The following is an 18,639-nucleotide window of genomic DNA, read 5'->3' on the forward strand; positions in this document are numbered from 1 at the left end:
CGAATTGAAAATCCCCCACAGGTGGGCAGTGGCCTATAGCTTGCAAGGAGCAAGTTTCCTGGATGCAGCCCCAGCTAACTAGAGCAGGCGGGCTGCTTTTACGAGTTTGGGGTACTGGATTAGGAGCAGAGACTGTTGGTCTGGCAGGGGCTGAATGATCCCCTGCTGCTGCAAGCGGTTCAGCACTGCCGCCACTGTTTCCTGGTTAACCTGGCTGAGGTCGGCCAAATCCTGGAGGGGCGGGTAGATGATGCGCACTCCCTGCTCAGTCTTCTCGCCAAAGGCTTCCGCCAGTTGCACCAGCGCATGCACCACCCGCACAGGAGGGCTCTGTTGCTCCAGGTCGGCCTGCAAATTCGCTAGGCGCAGACGGCGGGAGAGGCTGCGAGCCAGTTGGTAGCACAGGCGCGGCTCCTGCAGCATCAGCGTCTTGAAAGTTGCCGCTGGGATCCCGGCAGCCCGCACCGAGGTTAAGGCCAGCATATCCCGCGAGCGGGGCGCTTCGTCCAACACCGCCATTTCCCCTACCCAGGCGCCGGGCCCGAGTAGAGCTAGGGTTTGGGCGCTGTCCCAGGTTCCTTCGGCGGTGTGGATCCGCAGAGCTCGCCGCACCTTGACCCAGCCAGATAGGATCAAATAAACAACGCTGCCCCAGGCATCCTGCATCAAGAGCGCCTGCCCTGCTGGGATGTCCCGCAGCTTTACCTGGGATCCCAGCCACTGCAAAGACGTGGCCGAAAGTTCCGCCAGCGTCGGCACTGCCTTGAGCTCAGAAAGAACAGCAGCGGCGTCGGAAGTCATGCCAGATCGGGCGTCTACTCTACCGCAAGCTCACTGTAGCCCAGTTGCCAGCCCAAGAGCTATCCTGCAAGGGTACTCTCGCCAAAGATAGGAAGGGAACCCGGTTGTCCTGAATTCGTCTCTCAAGTAGAGGTTCCGGTTGGGAGGGGATCTCTTTCTGGGGATGCTTATGGATGCTGCCCTCAGCAACATCAGCGGCCAGTGCTGGTCAGCCTCACTGAGGAAGGAGCCTGTGCTGCCAGAAAAGCTTGCCGATCGGGAGCTGGTACTGCTGTGTCAGCAGGGATCCCGGCCCCACCGCGAGGCCTTTGCCGAGCTCATACGCCGCTATCAGGCCTACGTAGATAAGGTTCTCTACCATCTTGCGCCCAACTGGCCGGATCGCCAGGACTTGGCCCAGGAAGTTTGGATCCGGGCCTACCGCAACCTCAAACATCTGCAGGAGCCAGCAAAGTTTCGCAGTTGGCTGGGGCGGATTGCCACCAACCTGGTTTACGACGAGCTGCGCAAGCGCAGGCGCCAGCAGCAACCCCTCTCTTTGGATGCCTCGATTTCCACGCAAGAGAGTGAGATGGAATGGGAGCTGCCCAGCAGTAGCCCAAGCCCCCACGACCACCTCGCCACCTGCGAGTTTTACGAGCGATTGCACCAAGCCGTCCACGACCTGCCTGAGGCCTTTCGCCAAGCCATCCTGCTACGAGAAATTCAGGGGATGGCCTATGAGGAAATTGCGGAGATTACGGGGGTATCTCTGGGTACTGTTAAATCCCGCATTGCCCGGGCCCGCGCCCGCTTGCAGTCCATCCTGAAGCCCTACCTCAATGGCGAATGACTATGTTTTGCCCCAACCTCAACCCTGACCGCGAGGATGCCGCCTCCCCTCCCCCCGCGGAGCTGCCGCCAGTGGAGGAGTGCTTTGAGCAGCTAAGCGCCTACCTGGATGGAGAACTGTCCCCCCAGGAGGCGCGACAAGTGGAGGACTGGCTAGCCAGCGATCCCCAGGCGCAGCAACTGTACAGCCAACTGTCGGCCTTACAGGCCGGTTTGGCTAACCTCAAAGCGCCAACCCTGGATCCCGTTCAGACGGAGCTGCTGATTAGCCGTGTGTTCGAGAAGCTGGATCGAAGGCCAGAGGTTGCTCTGGGCTGGCGGCGGCGCAGCGGCTTTCCTTGGCGACAAGTGGCAGCAGCCGTGGTAGCCCTGGCGGGAGCGGGCTGGGCGGGCTGGCGCTGGCTGCACCCTCAGCCGTTGGTGTCTCTGGAGGATCCGCCAGTGCGGGTGGCAATTGTGCCCGCCTCTGCCTGGGTTGCCCAACGCTATCTATTCGAGCCAGGACAGAAGCAGGACGCCTACTCAATTTTATTCGAGTCGCTGCCCAACTCCCCAACCGACTTGAGCTGGGAGTGAGCTAATTGGCTTGAGCTAGCTTGAAGTGAGGAACACAGGGTGAGAACAGCGGTTTGCCAAGCTTGGGGGCTAGCAGTTTGTCTTTGGCTGGGCAGTCTGGGATCCTGGCTAGCCCAGGCAAACCCCAGCGCCTTGAAGTCCGCTTCCCAGCCCACTCCGCCGCCGGCCAGCTCTCAGGCTCCTGCTCGAAAAAACCAGCCGCCCTCTGGTGAGATAGAGCTTTCCCCTTTCCCCAACTTCCCCCTTCTCAAAGAGGTAGAAGCGCCTCCACCACCCTCGACTAAGCTGGGCATCGATTGGGCTCAGCTGCCCCTCCTTCCCGATCCCGAGCTGGCGGCAGAAATGGATAGGGAGTTTAGCCGCCGCCTAGCCCGCTTGAACCAGCAGATTGCCAGCCAACAAGACCGCCTCTACCGCCTTTTGCAAACCTGGGACGCCAACGTAGAGGACATTCGCCAGACCCAGGCCCAACTCAGCCAGTTGCGCCTCGAACGGGATCGCTTGGCTCTGGAGCACCTGTTGCTGCTGCGGCAGTTGCAAGAGAACTTCGCCCTGCCTCTACCGCGCCGCTCTGCCGCCAGCTCTCCCTAAAGTGGGGCCAGGCTATGATCAACGCAGGGCAACCAGTAGCGAAGCTGAGCCATGGCCCAAGTGCCGAGCAACCCCGAGATCGAGCAATTGGCCGCTGCCATTGGCAAGGAAGTTTACATCGATGTAGCCCGGTGGCACCTCTACCTGCGGGATGCCCACCTGCATACCGTTCTGGCGGAGCGGCTGGCCCCTCAGGTGATGGCAGGCAAGGTGGATGAGGATGCCGTCACGGAGATCCTGCAAGGGATCCCAGTGAAGGTGGGGGGCGGGCGCAAAGAGCTGCCTCTGGTGGATCTGCTGCCCATGCAAAGCCTGCTGAACCTACTGGATGTGCTGGAGGAGTTTAGCCGCAAATGGGCTCAGTAGAGGGCCATCCCAAGCGGTCTAGGCAATTGCTGCCTCTGGCTAGCACCTGGCTCAGGGGTGGCAGTTTTGTCCTGCTGCTGGGACTGCTGTCAGCTTGTCAGGGAACGGAGTGGGGAGAACGACTGGAACGGGCGGTGCGACCGGTGGATCTGTCTGTTCCTCCCTCTGCAGAGCAGCCGGCGACGCCAAGGGCTCTCTCAGAGTCCCCCTCACCCTCTGCCCCTCCCCCTGTTGCCTTGACACCTCTGCCAAGCCAAGTCAGCAGCCGCTTCACGGATCTGGAGCCCGGATCCCTGGTGGCCCAGTCGGTCTATTACCTGGATCGGCTGGGGATCTTTGCCGATATTGCTGGCAGCGAATTTCAGCCGCAGCGCAGCGTGCGTCGAGGAGAGTTTGCCCGCTGGCTGGTGCTAGCCAACAACGCCATTCACGCTGACGAGCCCAGCCGCCAAATCCGCATAGGATCCCCCTCGGAGCGCCCTCTTTTTTTGGATGTACCGGAGGAGGATCCCAACTTTCGCTACATCCAGGCCCTGGGAGCTGCCGGCATCGCTACTGGGGGTGCCAATCGCGAGTTTCGCCCCAATAGCCTGCTGTCGCGAGCCGAGTTAATTCGCATGAAGGTGCCTTTGGATTTGCCGCCCGGCCAGATCAAGGGATCTCGGGCAGAGCTGGAGGGGCGCTGGGGCTTTACCGATGCGGCGCAGATCCCCGACGAGGCTGTTGCTCCCCTAGTGGCAGATCGCAGCCTAGAGAATGCCTCCACCGTGTTGCGCACCTTCGGCCCCATCCGCACCTTTAACCCCCTCCAGCCAGTTAGCCGTGGGGAAGTGGCAATTGCCCTGTCTGCCTTTGGAGAGCGGACGGCTCAAGAGGCCGTAGCCCAGCTCTCGGCTCTCCCAAGTCCAACTCCTGCCGTCGAATCCTCTCCCCTGCCAGCCGAGCCGGAACCGAGCTCTTCCCCCACTTCCGAACCCTCCCCTGCTGAACCTCCGGCAGTTACCCCAGGGGTAGGGAAAATCGTTACGCCCCGCGAGTCTCAACCCTGAAGTAGCGGGATCCCAGCAAGAGGTCGAGCCGCCCAATAGAATGGGAGAAGCCAGCTTTGGAAAAAGGGATTCCGGCGGTGTCTGCAACTGTTCCCGAAATTCGCTCTGAAGACCTGCTGCGCTACACCGTCATTGGGTCGCGGCGGCCCAGCGTTTACTTTTGGGCAGTGGTTCTGACGGCAGGGGGTCTGGGCTTTACCCTGGCTGGTCTTTCCAGCTATTTCCACCGCAATTTGCTTCCCTTTTCCGACCCCGCCAGCCTGGTGTTCCTTCCCCAGGGCATTGCCATGCTCTTCTACGGCGTGCTCGGCTTCCTGGCAGGGTTGTACCAATGGCTGAGCCTGTACTGGAACTTGGGGGGCGGCTACAACGAGTTCAACCGCCGTACCCAAAAGATAACGCTGGTGCGGCAGGGCTTTCCGGGCAAAAACCGCGAAGTTCGTCTGGAGTATGACTTTGCCGAGGTGCAAAGCCTGCGGGTGGAGCTGCGAGAAGGCCTCAACCCCCGCCGAGCTATCTACTTGCGAGTGAAAGGACGCGGTGACATCCCCCTCACCGGCGTTGGGCAGCCGCCTTCTTTGGCCGAGATTGAAAACCAAGCCGCCGAAATTGCCCGCTTTCTTAATGTCAGCCTAGAGGGTATTTGAGGTTCGACTCAGTTGCAGACGGTGGCGGGGCAAGGCTGAAACGCTTAATTCCCCCTCCTACAGGGAGAGGGGTGGGGGCATTTTTAGGAATTGCGGCCCGAGTAGCTAGGCAAAGCTGCAGGGCTGGCTGCCTCGGGAGCAAAAGCCTGGGCTGTCGGGAACCCCAAAAACGGGCTACGCTCCACTGCCTGAACAGAGAGGGTAAACAGTGGATTGGAGAGGATGCCAGCAAAGATGGTGGCCACGAGGGTCAACACTATGCCCACTCGCAGAGCCGGCATGCCCTCTGCCTGCCAGTCGGTCTCGGCGTAGTTTTGCACCGAAAGCGACATCTCCTGCGGCTCTTTCACCACCATGGTTTTCACCACTCGCACGTAGTAGTAGATGGAGATGACGCTAGTAACCAGGCCCACCAGCACCAGGGTGTATTCTCCTGCCTGCCAACCAGCCCAGAAGAGATAGAGCTTGCCGAAAAAGCCGGCCAGTGGCGGCAGCCCGCCCAGAGAGAGAAGACAAATGCTAAGGCAAAGGGTGAGGAAAGGATCCTTCTGGTAAAGGCCACTGTACTCGTTGATTTCGTCAGTGCCGGTCTTGAGGCTAAACAGGGTGACGCACAGAAAGGCGCCCAGGTTCATGGCTAGATAAACCATCAGGTAAAAAATCAAGCTGGCGTAGCCCGCTTCCGTGCCTGCCACCAAACCAATCAAAACAAAGCCCGCCTGCCCAATAGAGGAATAGGCCAGCAGGCGCTTGAGGCGGGTTTGGGCAATGGCCACCACATTGCCCAGCACCATGGTCAAGATAGCCAGCACTGAGAGCACCGCCCGCCACTCTTCCGTCATGGCTGGGAAGACGGTAGCCAGAAAGCGAATGGCCAGGGCAAAGCCTGCTGCTTTGGATCCCACCGACAAAAAGGCCACCACCGGCGTTGGGGATCCCTCGTAGACGTCGGGAGTCCACTGGTGGAAGGGCACCGCCGCCAGCTTAAAGCCAATGCCCCCAAGGCAGAACACCAAGGCCAGGATCCCTGCTAGGCCAGCATTGGCCAGGTGGGGCGCGATGGCCGGCAGTTGGGTTTGCCCCCCCGACAGGCCATAGAGCAGCGACATGCCGTAGAGGAAGATGGCCGTGCTGCTAGCGCCGGTCAGCAGGTACTTCAGGGCAGCCTCAGAGGAGCGCGGATCTCGCTTCGTGTAGCCAGCCATGAGGTAGCTGGCAATGCTCAGCGTTTCCAGCGAGACAAACACCATGATTAAATCCATCGCTCCCGCAAGGAACATTCCCCCCAAGGTGGCCGTGAGGAGCAGCACATAGAACTCGCCCGTGGGCGTGCCTGCCTGGCTGAGGTAGCGCTCCGCCATCATCACCGTCAGGGCTGCTGTCACCACCACCAGGCCACGGAAGAGAATGCTCACGGGATCCGCCGCAAAGCTGCCCAAGAAGCTCTCCAACTGGGGCTGCTGCCACTGCAGCACCAGGGGCACCAGGGCTCCCATCAACCCCAAGAGGGAAAGAGTTGGCAAACTTCTGCGCGCTGCCGACCCGCCCACCAGATCCACTGCCAGGACGAGCAACAGCGTGAGGGTGACCACCACCTCCGGCCAAATCGCGCCGGCATGCAGGTTTCCGGTTGGGGCGAAAACATCCATAGGAGAAAACTGTGAAGAGAGATTAATGGGATCCAAAGCCAGCATACCGCGATTTCCGGCCTTCCCATCTTGCTTCTGGCATCTCTTCTCCCAATCGTCTCCATCGACACTCCCTGGGTCTAAGAAAGCTTGGCGCTGGAGGTAAGCACCAATTGCAGGCGGGCGTGGATAAGACTCAAGTCCGCCAAGCCCAGGTCGAGCTCGCCGTCGACGACGATCCCGGTGTTGATCAGCCGATCCAAGAGTTCCAAGAGGGATCCCTCGCCGTCGGGCTGGCCGGGGTAGTAGTCTCCCTGGCGGGGCAGAAGCGTGCCCAGATCCCCTAAATCCAGATTGAGATCTGCCGGGTCAATCTCCAGCAGGGCGCAGAGTTGCCGAATTTGCTGCCGCAGGGCTTGCAGGCTGCTGCCGGCCCGCTCGATCTGCTCCGGCGAAAGGCGATTGGCCTCCATCTGCCGCACCACCTGAGCTTCCATCAACTGGCGCAGCAGCTCCACCAAGGTCAGCACCAGGGAGGCAAGGCCAGCTTCCGGGCGTTTCCGGTCAGGGCTAGCTTGAACCCGACTCAAGTCTTGCGGGCCGGCTGGGCTGATGGCAAGACCAGAGGAAGGAGGAGGCGGGATCAACCACTGCTCAAAAGGCTGGGAGAGCTGTTCCAAGCTAAGGAGATGCAGGCGGGGATCCCGGGCGGCCTCTTCTCGCTCCTCCGGCAGGTTGTAGCCCCAGGCAGCCAAAAACAGGAGCACTGGCTCTAGCTCCGGTACGCTCTGCACCTGGCGCAGCGTCTGCAAGCGATCCTCGACAAACCAGAGTTCCTCGGGCGCTACCTGAGCTGCAGTTAGCAGCCGCTGGAGGGTGGCGGCCTTGGGAGCGCGCACCTCCTTGCCCAGGATGCGGTGGCGCGGCAGTTGGATCCCTTCGCGGAGCAAAAGCTGCTGAATAAAGCGCCCCTCTTTGGTACTGAGAATGGCTAGGCGCGGCTCGCCGGCAGCCTGTACTTGGCGCATCCAGGCTGTCACCCCCGGATAGAAGCGGTGCAGCTCCAGCCACCCCTGCCGATCCTCTGCAAGCCAGCGATCTCGCACCTCATCCAGCGCTTGGGACAAAGCCCGCTCGGAAACCCCCGCCTGCTGCAACAACCGCTGCCGCCAGCCGGGCCAGTCTTGGCGCAAAGCGTCTTCCGGGATCCCTTGCTGCAGCCCCCAGAGCAACAGGGGCATCTCCCAACCCGTCTCGATTAGCGGGCGCAACTGGTCAAAGACTGGCTGCAACGGCTGCAATTGCGCAGGAGCCAGGCTCCACACCTGGGCACAGACACGACAGGAGGAGGCAAAGTACTCTGCCCGCCCATCGCAGAGCACGCCATCAAAATCCAGAACCAAAATGCGGGGGGACATTCGCCGGGGGCTAGCGAACTCCATACGGGATCCCCCTCAAGGCAAGTTGCAAAAACCCAGCTAAGGATCAATCAAACTGTTCCACGAGATTAGCTCAAGCTAATGGGATTCCGAATCTCCACCGGGTTTAGCGGGCAATCCTGCGGGCCAGTTGGTGCAGGGGCAATTTTATCCAACACCTCTTCTCCCGCGATCAGTTGGCCGAAGATGGTGGAGTTGGGAGGTAGGGAATAGTCACTGACTGCCCTTGGTGTTAGGGCCGGCATTGGCCATCGCCAAGATCGCCCGGGGGTAGGGACGTTGCAACGGCTCATCGGGAAAGCGGTAGCCTCCTACCCCGCTTTGTGCCTGTGGGGTCCCCGCCTTGGGCCATGAAGCCCCGAATCCCGCGCTGGAAGATGAAGCCATCGTAGAAGTGAGCGTTGGCCCAAAAAGACGAAGCTGACAGTAAGGGAAGCTTCTTGCAGGAAAAGCTCCAGAACCATCGTGCCGGCAGTGGCTCCCCTCATAGCCGTGTAGGATTTGGCCAAGCAGCCCTGGCGCGGGCTGTTGTAGGTCTTTTGCCCAACTATTGGGCTGGAAGCAAAAATGTGGGAGAACCAACCCTGGGAGAGCCCTCGTCGATCCAAGCTTAGTCTTGACCGGACTTGAATGGGGGCTTAGCGCGTCGCACCAGCCAGTAACTTACCGACAGAGCCAGAGTTGCTGCCCCCAGGCCAATCAAATCCAACCCCCCCAGCTTCTCGAAATCAAAAATGATGATCTTGCGCGCCACCGCAATCAAAGAGGTAACAATGACCAGCTCCACTTGCACAACCTGCTTTTGCAGGTAAGCAGTAATGTTCTCCAAAATCTCCAGGGCAATCAAGATATTCAAAAAGAGGCCGAAGATCTCAATCAAAGTGGTGGAGAAAAACCCGGTTGGCTCCCGTAGCAGATCAGCCACCAAGAAGCGGGCCAAATCGACAACTGCTACTATAACTAGCCCAATCAGGAGGATTGAAAGCAGCTTCGAGATCAAGCTTTCTATGCGGGTAATACCTCTAAGGAAGGGATCCTCCTCCGTCTCATGAGGATTGTGCAACAGCCACTTGAGAAACCGCATGTCGATGCCACCGGGTTTGAGACCCATGTCCCAGCCTCAACGACTACATTATCCATCCCGAGTGTCTCCAGGGGGAGCAGAGTGGGAGCCTTTAGGGCGATGGTTGCGGCACCGCTCTGAACAATACTTCACCTCTGGCCAACACTTGGCCCACTTCTTACGCCAAGTAAAAGGCCGGCCGCAGGTGAGGCAGATTTTGCTGGGCAGATCCGACTTTTTCCGGTGGCGGGGCACAGCGCGCTAGAGACGACAACCCTTAGGATCAACTTGTACTTTGCAACTGCAGCGGTTGAAGCTGGGAACGGCGGCGCAGAGCAGCCTCAATCAGGCCCAAAAAGAGGGGATGCGGGCGGTTGGGGCGGGAGCGAAACTCGGGATGGAATTGGGTGGCGATGAAAAAGGGGTGGCTGGGCAGCTCGATGATCTCCACCAGGCGGTTGTCGGGCGAAACACCGCTAATCACGTAGCCAGACTCGAGGAACAGGCTACGGTAAGCGTTGTTGAACTCGTAGCGATGGCGGTGGCGCTCATAGACAATTGACTCACCATAGAGCTTGGCTGCCAGGGTGTCGGGCAGAATGCGGCAGGGGTAGAGGCCCAGGCGCAGGGTTCCCCCCAAGTGCTCCACATCTTTCTGCTCCGGCAGCAAGCTGATGACGGGATGAGGAGTGTCGGGATCGAACTCATAGCTGTTGGCCCGCTCCAGGCCGGCAATATGGCATCCCCAGTCGATCACCGCACACTGCATGCCCAAACACAGCCCCAGAAAGGGAATGCCCCGCTCCCGCACGTGGCGGATGGTGACCACCTTGCCCTCGATGCCGCGGTTGCCAAACCCCCCTGGCACCACTACGCCATCTACCCCCGCTAGCAGAGTTTCTGGTCCCCGCTCCTCGACTTCCTCAGAAGAGATCCAGCGCAAGGTAACGCCAGCATTGAGGGCCAGCCCGGCATGGCGCAGGGCTTCTGCTACCGAGAGGTAGGCGTCTGTCAGGCGCACGTATTTGCCGACAATGGCGATCTCCACCTGCTCTTGCGGGTGGTGCAGCCGCTGTACCAGGAGCTCCCACTCGCGCAGATCCGGCTGCTGTGGATCCAGGTTGAGAATCTCCAAAACTCGCTGGGCCAGGCCCTCCTGCTCCAGGATCAGGGGCACGTCGTAGATGCTGGGAGCATCCTGCGCCTGGATGACACATTCCACCGGCACGTCGCAGAACTCGGAGATCTTCTCCTTGATGGCGCGCGGCAGGGGTTGTTCACAGCGGCACACCAGCACGTCCGGCTGAATGCCAATCGAGCGCAGCTCCTTGACCGAGTGCTGGGTAGGCTTAGTTTTCATCTCTCCCGATGCCTTGATTAGAGGCACCAGGGTGACATGCACATAGGCCACGTTGGCGCGGCCCACGTCCTTGCGGAACTGGCGGATGGCTTCCAAGAAGGGCAAAGACTCGATATCCCCCACCGTGCCCCCCACTTCTACCAGCACCACGTCGGGGTTGGTCTCGCGGGCCACCCGCCGGATCCGCTCCTTGATCTCTTGGGTTACATGGGGGATTACCTGCACCGTGCTGCCCTGGTAGTCGCCCCGCCGCTCCTTGGAGATCACCGCTTGGTAGATGGCGCCAGTGGTGACGTTGTTGAGCTTGGACATGTTGGTGTCGGTGAAGCGCTCATAGTGGCCCAAGTCCAAGTCCGTCTCGGCGCCATCGTCGGTAACAAACACCTCCCCATGCTGGTAGGGGCTCATCGTGCCAGGATCCACGTTGATGTAGGGATCCAGCTTCAAAATCGACACGGTGTAGTTGCGGGACTTGAGCAGACGGCCCAGGCTAGCCGCTACAATGCCTTTGCCAATGCTGGAGACGACCCCGCCGGTGATGAAGACAAACTTGGCCATAGCCCCGACCCTTGCCCTTTCTTGATTATGCCAGGGATCCCAGGGCTTCCTCAGCGCCGGGAGCGAATGGGGCCATTGTAGAGGATGGTGGTCTGAAAGGTGCGCCGATCCACCCGCACCTGGGTTTCAATGCTGGGTTGGACAAAGCCGGGCTCGCCGCCGCGGAAGGTGAAGACCCAGGCGTCTTCAAACTCTTCAAACGGCGCGTCGATGGCTGCCCCGTGCATGGAAGCCTCGGCACGGTAGCGCTGCAAGCCCCCGTTGGCGATCTCGGCCGCTTGGCGAGCCAGGTTCTTAGCCCGGTTGAGATCGCGGAAGTAGCGGCTAATTTCCTCAAAGCTCCCCCTGGGCAGCGGTCGTCGCGGGGCAGGTGTGGGCGGCACAGGCCGGGGATCCGGCACGATGGGCAAGGTGGGAATATCTTGGCTAGGGGGCAGTGGAGTTTCTGGGAAAAGCGGGGTGATCCCCTGCGCCCGAACGGGCAGCAAGGATCCCCAGAACAAAACGCCGCTCAGGGAGCCGGCCAGACAGAGAGGGAAAATGGACTTCATGGAACCATTCCTCAAAAGTTTTGGGGTGTGAATTTTTCAATCCTCACTCTACTAGGCCGCTAGTCGGGAAAGCAGAGGCAAAAGCCCGCCCTCTTTTTCCACCAGCAGCTAGGCGCGTGGGTTGTCTGCGCAAGGGGCTTTGTCCTCCCCCGGCGCCTGTTAGCATCCTGAAACGGGATCCTGTTTGCAGACGTTGCCATGGAGTTTGTTACGCTTGCCGAGACGGGGCTAAAACTTAGCCGCGTGGGGCTGGGCACCTGGAGCATGACCGGGGATTGGTGGGGGCCAGCGGATCCCCAGGAAGCGTATGCCACCCTCCGCAAGGCTATTGACCTGGGCATTACGCTCTTTGACACGGCTCCGGCCTATGGCCGCGGCCTTTCGGAAGAGCTCTTGGGACGGGCCATCCGGGATGCCGGCTGTCGGGATCGCGTAGTCATTGCCACCAAGGCCGGCCTGCAGTGGACTAACGGCAAGGTGGTGCGCAACTGCAGCCTCAGTTGGCTGGCTCAGGATCTGGAAAACTCCCTCCGCCGCCTGCAGACGGATGTGATCGACATCTACCAGGTGCATTGGCCGGATCCCTTGGAGCCTCTGGAGGAGACCGCTGCCTTTTTCGGCCGCCTACTCCAGGAAGGAAAGATCCGCGCCATTGGGGTGAGCAACTTTTCTCCGGAGCAGATGGAGCGCTTCCGCCAGGTGGCTCCCCTGCACACGGCCCAGCCGCCCTATAACCTGTTTGAGCGCCAGATCGAAGCAGATGTCCTGCCCTACTGCCAGGCCAACAGCATTGCCACGCTAATCTACAGTCCCCTCTGCCGGGGGCTGTTGGGGGGAAGGCTGACTCCGCAAACCAAGTTTCCGCCTGGAGATCTGCGCGGCGGCATCGATCCCAAGTTTGCAGAGCCTCGCTACTCCCAGTACCTGCAAGCGGCAGAAGAGCTGAGCCGGCTGGCGCGGGAGCGCTACGGCAAAACGCTGCCCCAGTTGGCGGTGCGCTGGCTCTTGGATCAGCCGGGGGTGAGTGCAATCCTATGGGGAGCGCGCAAGCGCCAGCAGCTGGATGACCTAGCCGGAGTTTGGGGCTGGTCGCTGGAGGCGGAGGCAATGCAGGCCATCGACGAGATCCTGCAAAGGCACGTCCCCGAACCCCTTCCCCCCAGCTTTATGGCTCCTCCTACCCGCCCAGGGATCCCAGCTTCTCAGAATTGTCCGGAGAATCTGAAATAGGACCTCGCATGACGCTGCAAGGGGTAATCCTAACCTGGAGCGGCGTGGTGGCTGACGACGAGGAGCTGCACCTCTACGCCATCAACCAAGTGTTGCTGGAGGAGAACCTGCGCCCCTGGGATCTGGGATCCCCGGCGCAAAAAGAGCTCTATCGGCTACACCATCTGGGCCAACCGGATCGGGAGAGTCTCCTTGCCCTTTGGCAAGCCCAGGGACGGGTGCTCAGCCCCAGGCAGCAAGAAGGACTTTTGCAGCGCAAGGCCCTTTACTACCGGCAGGCGTTGCAGGAGCAAAAGGGATCTCTTCTGGTTCCCGGCTTGGCGGAGGCCTTGGAGAAGCTGGAGCAGCTACGGCTCAAGGTGGGCCTCTTGAGTGGTCACGCCGCTATCGAGGTGGAGGCTTTTCTGGAGCGCTTCCCCTGTCCAGCTCTGGCGCGGCTGACTCATGACTTCCGCTACCGCGTAACCGGCGAGGCAGGGGATCCTCAGTTGCACCGTCTGCTCCTAGAGCGGATGGGGCTCTCCCCTCAGGAGTGCCTGAGTTTTGAAGCCACCTACGCCGGCATTCAAGCGGCTCGCTCGCAAGGGATCCCGGTGTTGGCTTTGGCCACTTTCTTTCCTCTGCACATGCTGCAGCGGCGGGCCAATTGGGCAGTGGATGGCTACCCCCACGTGGAATGGGAGCGCCTCCAAACTTGGTTTGCCACTGGCCAAGACCGTCCTGCTGACCTTCCTGCCAAGCCCTTGGCAAAAGGGTAAGAATCCCCCTAGGGCAGGATCAGCATGCCGTCCCCAAAGGAATAGAACCGATAGCCCTGCTCGATGGCCTCCTGGTAGAGATCCAGCAAGCGCTGTCGCCCGATCAAGGCTGCCACCAGCATCATCAGGCTGGAGCGGGGCAGATGAAAGTTGGTGATCAGCCCCTGCACCACCCGCCAGGAGTAGCCGGGGTAGATGAAGAGGTCGCTCTTTCCCTGCCAGGGTTGTAGGGCGCCGGAGAGGGCTGCCGTCTCTAGGGCCCGCACCACCGTTGTTCCCACCGCAATCACCCGCCTTCCCTGGGCTTGGGTTTCGCGAATAGTGTCCACCGTTTCTGCCGGCACCTTGAGCCACTCGCTGTGCAAGCGGTGGTCGGTTACTCGCTCTGCCTCTACCGGGCGGAAGGTACCCAGCCCAATGTTCAAGGTGATGTAGGCAGTTTGGACCCCCTTCTGGGCCAACCGCTCCAAAAGCTGAGGGGTAAAATGCAGGCCTGCGGTGGGGGCAGCCACCGAGCCGGGGTGTCTGGCCCAGACGGTTTGATAGTCTTCAGGTCGGACTCCCGCACTTGTCGGGTCAAGGGCACGGGCAGCTTCCAGATAGGGAGGAAGCGGGATCCGCCCCACCCGCTCCAGGATCTGCTCAAAGGCATCCGCCCCTTCCCATGCAAACTGCACCACCCGTCCGCCGGTCTCCGCGTCCACCGCCAGCACTGTGGCCGTCAGCTCAGCCGGCAGGCCCTGGGGATCCCAAAACCGGATTTGATCCCCCACCTTGACCCGTTTGCCCGGCCTGACCAAGACCCGCCAGATCTGCTGCTGAGGGGAGGTGTTGCCTGGGATCCCGGGCTGCTCTGGCTCGAGCAGCAAAACCTCTACCCGCGCCCCAAAAGCGTCCTTTCCTGGCAAGATCTTGGCTCCCCACAGCCGGGCCGGGATGACCTTGGTGTCGTTGAGAACCAGCAGATCCCCGCTCTGCAGGTAGTCGGGGAGGTCGCAGAAGCGGCGGTGCTCGTGCCTATCTGGGTACACCACCAGCATTCGCGCCTGATCCCGGGGCTCCACCGGCCTCTGCGCGATCCGCTCAGGAGGTAGGAAGTAGTCGTAGGCAGCAGTTAGGAGATCCGGGTTGGGCTCTTCAGCGCTCCCTGGGCTGGGTTCAACCTGGGCAGCTAGGGGTGGAAGAGGATCCGTCATGAACAAAAAGAGGTTGCACAGACTTCAACCTCCAGCCTAGCTCTTTAAAATGGCGGTGGCTTCTTGTGGAGCTCTGTCATGTCTAGCGATTCCACGCCTACTTCTGCTAGGGAGTGCTCACCCCAGCAGGCGGAACTATGGCTACGAGGGCTGCTTGGCATTGCCTGGGCTGATGGAGAATACAGCCCCGAAGAGCAACGACTCATCGAAGATCTCATCCGCTCCGACTGGCCCGAAGAAGAGGGGAAAGATCTCGCTCCCCTCTCCCCCGAAGAGCTGGCGGCCCAGTTGCAGCCGGAGTTGCGGGAAGATTTCCTGCGCACGGCGGTGATGACAGCCGTTGCCGATGGAGTATATTCCGAGCCGGAAGATCGCTTGTTGCACCAATTGGCCACTGCCTTTGGGCTGGAGCTTCCCCAGCTCCATCTGCTCAAGGCTACGCTGGTCGACAAGAGGGCCACCTCGCCATCGCCGGCAAAAGCCCAGCCTGAAAGCGGCTATACCGACCTTTTGGCTCCCTTGCGCAAGTGGCTGGACAGCATCCAAGTCCGCGACGTGAGGGTAGCCCGCTTCTTATGCCGTATGATCCCTGCCCACTGCCCCTTTGAGCGGGATGTGGTGTTGTTTGGCCGCAAGGTGCTGCACATTCCCCCCATGTGCAAGCTTAACCCCCTCTACGACCAGGTGGTGGCCTTGCGCTGCCGCGCCCTCTCCTTCCTGGCAGAAGCTGGGGAAGACATTAGCCAATACACTTGATAGCCTGCGCTCAAGCAGGAGGAAGCCAACGCTATCTACTGGCCGCCGGCCCCTTAGGAGTAGGTTATGTCCGTCTCTCCCAAAGGGATTGCCTCTCTCCTAGCGGCTGCTTCTGCTCCCTGCAAGAAGGACTGCAGCGAAGCCTGAGCTTCCGCCTCCAACTCTGCTGGGCTGGGAGTTATCCTCTCGGCGGGCAGCCAACCCAACAAGGGCAAGGGCAAGAGGGTGGAGAGGTTTGTGATCACCAAAAGCAGCCCCAGGTGGCTGAAATTGCTTTCGGTTACCCCTAGAGCGTGCATGAGCAGGGATCCCAGCTCCTGCGAGAGGAACCCCGCCAAATTAAAGGCCGACATGAGCAGGGCAAAAAAGGTGGCCTCGATCCCTGGCGGGCAAAGGCGGGCGGCCAGAACCAGCACCGGCATAAAGGCAATTTGCCCCGCTACTGTCAGCACCAGGCTATCCCCGAGGCTAAACCAGTGGTCGTCGAGGCCCCAAGCGCGGTTGAGGTGATAGACCAAGATCAGGCTGGTCAGGCCTAGAGCTGCGGAAATGACCGTCATCCAGCCAAAGAGGGGGCGCAGGGGGATGTGCCGCAGATACACCTGAAAGATTCCCACCCCTACCAAGCTGGCAACGCTAGTCACTAGCCGCACCTGGCCCAAAAACTCCGGACCAAAGCCGAGATCGTTGGTAACAAAGTAAAACAGCGCTACGTCGGCACTGGGAGTTGCCTGCCAGACAAACACAAACAGCAGCGGCAGGAAAACGCTGGGCTGCCGCAGGGCTTGCCACACCCGAGCTACCTGTTGCTGCAGGGGATCCCAGCCCAAGGCGCTAGCCACGGGCTGATCCTCAATGACCCAAGCAGCCAGGGCAATCAGCATGGGCAGCAGGGCTGTTAGCCCAAACACCACCTGGGGAGGATAGTGAGCCAAGAGCGCCCCCCCGGCATAGGCCGTGAGCAGGGATCCCAGAGCTGTGGCCCCCCACGTTAGAGACTGCAGCGTGCCCGTTCCCGCCCAGTCACTGCCCTGCACCCGCTCCACCACCAGCGAATCGACAATGACATCCCCCACGGCTACCGCCAGGGATGCCAAAACCATCCAAAGCAGGGCCAGCTCAGCCGTCGGCGCCCCCAGAGCCATCCCCAGCCAGGCCCCACATCCCAACAGCCCTGCCAGCAGGAGGTAAGGGCGGCGCCGGTAGCCTGCTAGCGGCAGCGTATCCGATAGGAGTCCATAAAGAGGCTTGACAGTCCAGGGGATTACAGCCAGGCCCATCAACGCCGCTGCCTGTGTTGGGCCGAGGCCCAGGTTATCCTTCAAGTAAAAGCTGGTGGCTAGCCGTGCCAGCCCCACTGCCCCCTGCACAAAATACACCAGCAGGATCCCAAACAGTTCCGGCGTCCAGCGGATCTCCTGGAGGGGGTCGAGCGCCGACTGACGTAAACGCTGCAGGAAGAGGAGGATCATGACGTCTGTGTCTTCTTGCTGGCTGGGTCCTGCCCTGCAGGACACCTTTTGTTCCAGAACTTGCTGCAACAGTAGGAAAAGTTGGCTAAGAACTTCTTTACACTGTAACCTGCCTATTGGCCTACAACAGCAGCTCTCCCGCTGCCTGTCTTCCAAGGCGCTGGCAGCCCTTTTGGAGAAGCTGCCGTGGGTGAACCTGAACGACAATGCGAGGGATTTGAATCGCCCATGAGCTGGCAACGCCCTGATGGCCGCACCCCTACCCAATTGCGCCCGGTTTCCTTCCAGCGCCACTTCACCCGCTACGCCCACGGCTCGGTGTTGGTTAAGCTTGGCGATACCCATGTTCTCTGCACCGCCACCGTGGCCGAAGAAGTCCCCCCTTTTTTACAAAACACCGGCCAAGGCTGGCTGACCGCAGAGTACCGCATGCTGCCCACCGCCACCCAACAGCGCCAGCCGCGGGAGACGCTCAAGGTCTCCGGCCGCACCGCTGAGATCCAGCGGCTAATTGGGCGCAGTCTGCGCGCAGCTTTGGATCTCCGGAAGCTGGGATCCCGCACCATCACCATCGATGCCGATGTGTTGCAAGCCGATGGCAGCACCCGCACCGCCGCAATTACCGGTGGATACGTGGCCCTGCACGATGCCATCACCTGGCTCTACAAGCAGGGACTGCTGGATCCGGCGCAGGGATCCCCTTTGCAACAGCAAGTGGCAGCCCTTTCGGTGGGAATTGTGCAAGGCGAGGTGCTGCTGGATCTCTGCTACGAGGAGGACAGCCAAGCCGAAGTGGACCTGAACGTGGTCATGAACGAGCAGGGAGCCTTAATTGAGATCCAGGGTACCGCCGAAGCCGGATGCTTTGACCGCTCGCAACTGTTGCAAATGCTAGACCTGGCCCAGGCCGGCATCCAGAAATTGCTCCAGGCCCAGCGGGAGGCTCTAGACTTGTAGCCAAGGCAAGCCTAGCCCGGGCCCCGAAAGGGGGAACTGCTGTCCCGGCAGGGGGAGGGTGTGGCCAGGTTAATGGTTTGATGAAGGGGAGATAATGGGATAAAGCAGCCGCAAACTAAGGCTCTCTCTTCAACTGAGGTGAGTAGCTGACGTAGTCGCTGCTTAGGTAGCCTGAAGAGGCTAGGCCGGAGGGTTTCCCATGTCCCATTTTCTCTTTGCAGCGGCGGAACTGGCGCCTCTGCTCCGGCAGCAAGGTCGGCGGTTTACCACTGGCTATCTCCACCTTCACCTTAGGGGCGAGGATCCCGCCGAGGGCACAGAGCCTTGGGTGCTGACCTACTACCACGGCCGGCTGCTTTTTTCCGCCGATCAGCCCCTCAATGCCCCGATCCTACTGCGACGGCTATCGCGCTTTATCCCCCGCCTCAACCTGGACTGGCCCCAGCGGGTTATCCGTGTGCTGCAGCAGCGGCTGCTCCCAGACAACTCCCTGCCGGAGTTGCTGGAGATGATGACCGAGCTGGGCTTGATAAAGCCAGGCGAGCTGGAAGATGCCCTCTGGCTGAACCTGCTTACCGATTTTGACCGCTACCTGTTCGAGTGTGCTCCGCACCGCTCACGCGAACGGGTCAACCGCTATCGCCTTAGCGACGAACAGCGCCAGAAGCTCCATGCTCTCACCAAAGATGGCCAGTCGCTGGAGGCCATTGCCCAAAAGCTCTGTCGGGAAATGTGCTCCGCACCGCTCACGCGATCGGCTGGAGGTAGCTAGCCTCTTTGCCGCTTGGGCCAAAAAAGGTCTGGTGAGCC

Annotated in this window: 22 protein-coding genes; 11 read left to right on the plus strand and 11 right to left on the minus strand. The window is 60.7% G+C overall.

The features are described from left to right. Window positions 1-78: 78 nt before the first annotated feature. The gene (locus NW807_RS02910; protein ID WP_414425251.1) at window positions 79-801 is read right to left on the minus strand and encodes a Crp/Fnr family transcriptional regulator; all 723 of its coding nucleotides are present in this window, start codon (window positions 799-801) and stop codon (window positions 79-81) included. Window positions 802-970: 169 nt separating this feature from the next. Between NW807_RS02910 and NW807_RS02915 the strand changes: the two genes are divergently transcribed. From NW807_RS02915 to NW807_RS02940, 6 genes are all read left to right on the plus strand, one after another. Then, window positions 971-1,633, plus strand: a complete 663-nt coding sequence (locus tag NW807_RS02915; RefSeq protein ID WP_414394390.1) for a sigma-70 family RNA polymerase sigma factor — start codon at window positions 971-973, stop codon at window positions 1,631-1,633. Then, window positions 1,630-2,208 carry an anti-sigma factor family protein gene (locus tag NW807_RS02920; RefSeq protein ID WP_414425252.1) on the plus strand — a complete coding sequence of 193 codons (579 nt, stop codon included), beginning with the start codon at window positions 1,630-1,632 and terminating at the stop codon, window positions 2,206-2,208. The genes NW807_RS02915 and NW807_RS02920 overlap by 4 nt, the downstream gene beginning before the upstream one ends. A gap of 39 nt (window positions 2,209-2,247) precedes the next feature. After that, the gene (locus tag NW807_RS02925; protein ID WP_414425253.1) at window positions 2,248-2,799 is read left to right on the plus strand and encodes a hypothetical protein; all 552 of its coding nucleotides are present in this window, start codon (window positions 2,248-2,250) and stop codon (window positions 2,797-2,799) included. Window positions 2,800-2,850: 51 nt separating this feature from the next. Beyond that, window positions 2,851-3,165, plus strand: a complete 315-nt coding sequence (locus NW807_RS02930) for a DUF3181 family protein (RefSeq protein ID WP_414394094.1) — start codon at window positions 2,851-2,853, stop codon at window positions 3,163-3,165. Beyond that, window positions 3,153-4,214, plus strand: a complete 1,062-nt coding sequence (locus NW807_RS02935; RefSeq protein ID WP_414425254.1) for an S-layer homology domain-containing protein — start codon at window positions 3,153-3,155, stop codon at window positions 4,212-4,214. The genes NW807_RS02930 and NW807_RS02935 overlap by 13 nt, the downstream gene beginning before the upstream one ends. A 77-nt stretch (window positions 4,215-4,291) precedes the next feature. After that, entirely contained in the window at window positions 4,292-4,861 is a 570-nt protein-coding gene (locus NW807_RS02940; RefSeq protein WP_414410598.1) for a photosystem I assembly protein Ycf4, read from the plus strand. 83 nt (window positions 4,862-4,944) lie between these two features. Here NW807_RS02940 and NW807_RS02945 read toward each other — a convergent pair whose 3' ends face one another. The 8 genes from NW807_RS02945 to NW807_RS02980 form a co-directional block, all read right to left on the minus strand. Continuing rightward, window positions 4,945-6,510 (minus strand): NAD(P)H-quinone oxidoreductase subunit N, encoded by a 1,566-nt coding sequence (locus NW807_RS02945; protein ID WP_414425255.1) that lies wholly within the window; start codon window positions 6,508-6,510, stop codon window positions 4,945-4,947. A gap of 119 nt (window positions 6,511-6,629) precedes the next feature. After that, a complete protein-coding gene (gvpJ, locus tag NW807_RS02950; RefSeq protein ID WP_414422660.1) occupies window positions 6,630-7,931 on the minus strand; it encodes a gas vesicle protein GvpJ in 1,302 nt (433 codons plus the stop codon). Between the two features lie 65 nt (window positions 7,932-7,996). Continuing rightward, window positions 7,997-8,173 carry a peptidylprolyl isomerase gene (locus tag NW807_RS02955; protein WP_414425256.1) on the minus strand — a complete coding sequence of 59 codons (177 nt, stop codon included), beginning with the start codon at window positions 8,171-8,173 and terminating at the stop codon, window positions 7,997-7,999. 44 nt (window positions 8,174-8,217) lie between these two features. After that, window positions 8,218-8,403, minus strand: coding sequence for a peptidylprolyl isomerase (locus tag NW807_RS02960; protein ID WP_414425406.1), 186 nt, complete (start codon window positions 8,401-8,403; stop codon window positions 8,218-8,220). Between the two features lie 135 nt (window positions 8,404-8,538). Continuing rightward, window positions 8,539-9,012: a phosphate-starvation-inducible PsiE family protein gene (locus NW807_RS02965; RefSeq protein WP_414425407.1), complete on the minus strand. Its 474-nt coding sequence runs from the start codon at window positions 9,010-9,012 to the stop codon at window positions 8,539-8,541. 48 nt (window positions 9,013-9,060) lie between these two features. After that, a complete protein-coding gene (locus NW807_RS02970; RefSeq protein WP_414404875.1) occupies window positions 9,061-9,246 on the minus strand; it encodes a DUF2256 domain-containing protein in 186 nt (61 codons plus the stop codon). Between the two features lie 28 nt (window positions 9,247-9,274). Then, a complete protein-coding gene (locus NW807_RS02975; RefSeq protein WP_414420528.1) occupies window positions 9,275-10,909 on the minus strand; it encodes a CTP synthase in 1,635 nt (544 codons plus the stop codon). 50 nt (window positions 10,910-10,959) lie between these two features. Further along, window positions 10,960-11,460 (minus strand): hypothetical protein, encoded by a 501-nt coding sequence (locus NW807_RS02980; RefSeq protein ID WP_414425257.1) that lies wholly within the window; start codon window positions 11,458-11,460, stop codon window positions 10,960-10,962. Window positions 11,461-11,658: 198 nt separating this feature from the next. On the opposite strand from NW807_RS02980, the gene NW807_RS02985 reads away from it, so the two are divergent. Further along, window positions 11,659-12,690 (plus strand): aldo/keto reductase, encoded by a 1,032-nt coding sequence (locus NW807_RS02985; protein ID WP_414425258.1) that lies wholly within the window; start codon window positions 11,659-11,661, stop codon window positions 12,688-12,690. Between the two features lie 8 nt (window positions 12,691-12,698). Beyond that, on the plus strand, window positions 12,699-13,448 hold the full coding sequence (locus tag NW807_RS02990) for an HAD family hydrolase (RefSeq protein ID WP_414425259.1): 750 nt from the start codon (window positions 12,699-12,701) through the stop codon (window positions 13,446-13,448). Window positions 13,449-13,456: 8 nt separating this feature from the next. On the opposite strand, the gene queA is transcribed toward NW807_RS02990, so the two are convergent. Next, window positions 13,457-14,644, minus strand: a complete 1,188-nt coding sequence (gene queA, locus NW807_RS02995; RefSeq protein ID WP_414425260.1) for a tRNA preQ1(34) S-adenosylmethionine ribosyltransferase-isomerase QueA — start codon at window positions 14,642-14,644, stop codon at window positions 13,457-13,459. 78 nt (window positions 14,645-14,722) lie between these two features. Between queA and NW807_RS03000 the strand changes: the two genes are divergently transcribed. Further along, window positions 14,723-15,400: a Mo-dependent nitrogenase C-terminal domain-containing protein gene (locus tag NW807_RS03000; protein WP_414425261.1), complete on the plus strand. Its 678-nt coding sequence runs from the start codon at window positions 14,723-14,725 to the stop codon at window positions 15,398-15,400. A 53-nt stretch (window positions 15,401-15,453) separates the two neighbouring features. Here the strand turns inward: NW807_RS03000 and NW807_RS03005 are convergent, their stop codons facing one another. After that, a complete protein-coding gene (locus tag NW807_RS03005; RefSeq protein WP_414422654.1) occupies window positions 15,454-16,872 on the minus strand; it encodes a folate/biopterin family MFS transporter in 1,419 nt (472 codons plus the stop codon). Window positions 16,873-17,100: 228 nt separating this feature from the next. On the opposite strand from NW807_RS03005, the gene rph reads away from it, so the two are divergent. Both rph and NW807_RS03015 read left to right on the plus strand, forming a co-directional pair. Beyond that, the gene (gene rph / locus NW807_RS03010; RefSeq protein ID WP_414404954.1) at window positions 17,101-17,829 is read left to right on the plus strand and encodes a ribonuclease PH; all 729 of its coding nucleotides are present in this window, start codon (window positions 17,101-17,103) and stop codon (window positions 17,827-17,829) included. 199 nt (window positions 17,830-18,028) lie between these two features. After that, complete coding sequence (locus tag NW807_RS03015) at window positions 18,029-18,601, plus strand: hypothetical protein (RefSeq protein ID WP_414425262.1); 573 nt, start codon at window positions 18,029-18,031, stop codon at window positions 18,599-18,601. The last annotated feature ends 38 nt before the right edge of the window (window positions 18,602-18,639 follow it).

The sequence above is a fragment of the Synechococcus sp. R70.1 genome, assembly GCF_047461675.1.
In the GTDB taxonomy this organism is placed as follows: Bacteria; Cyanobacteriota; Cyanobacteriia; order Thermostichales; family Thermostichaceae; genus Thermostichus.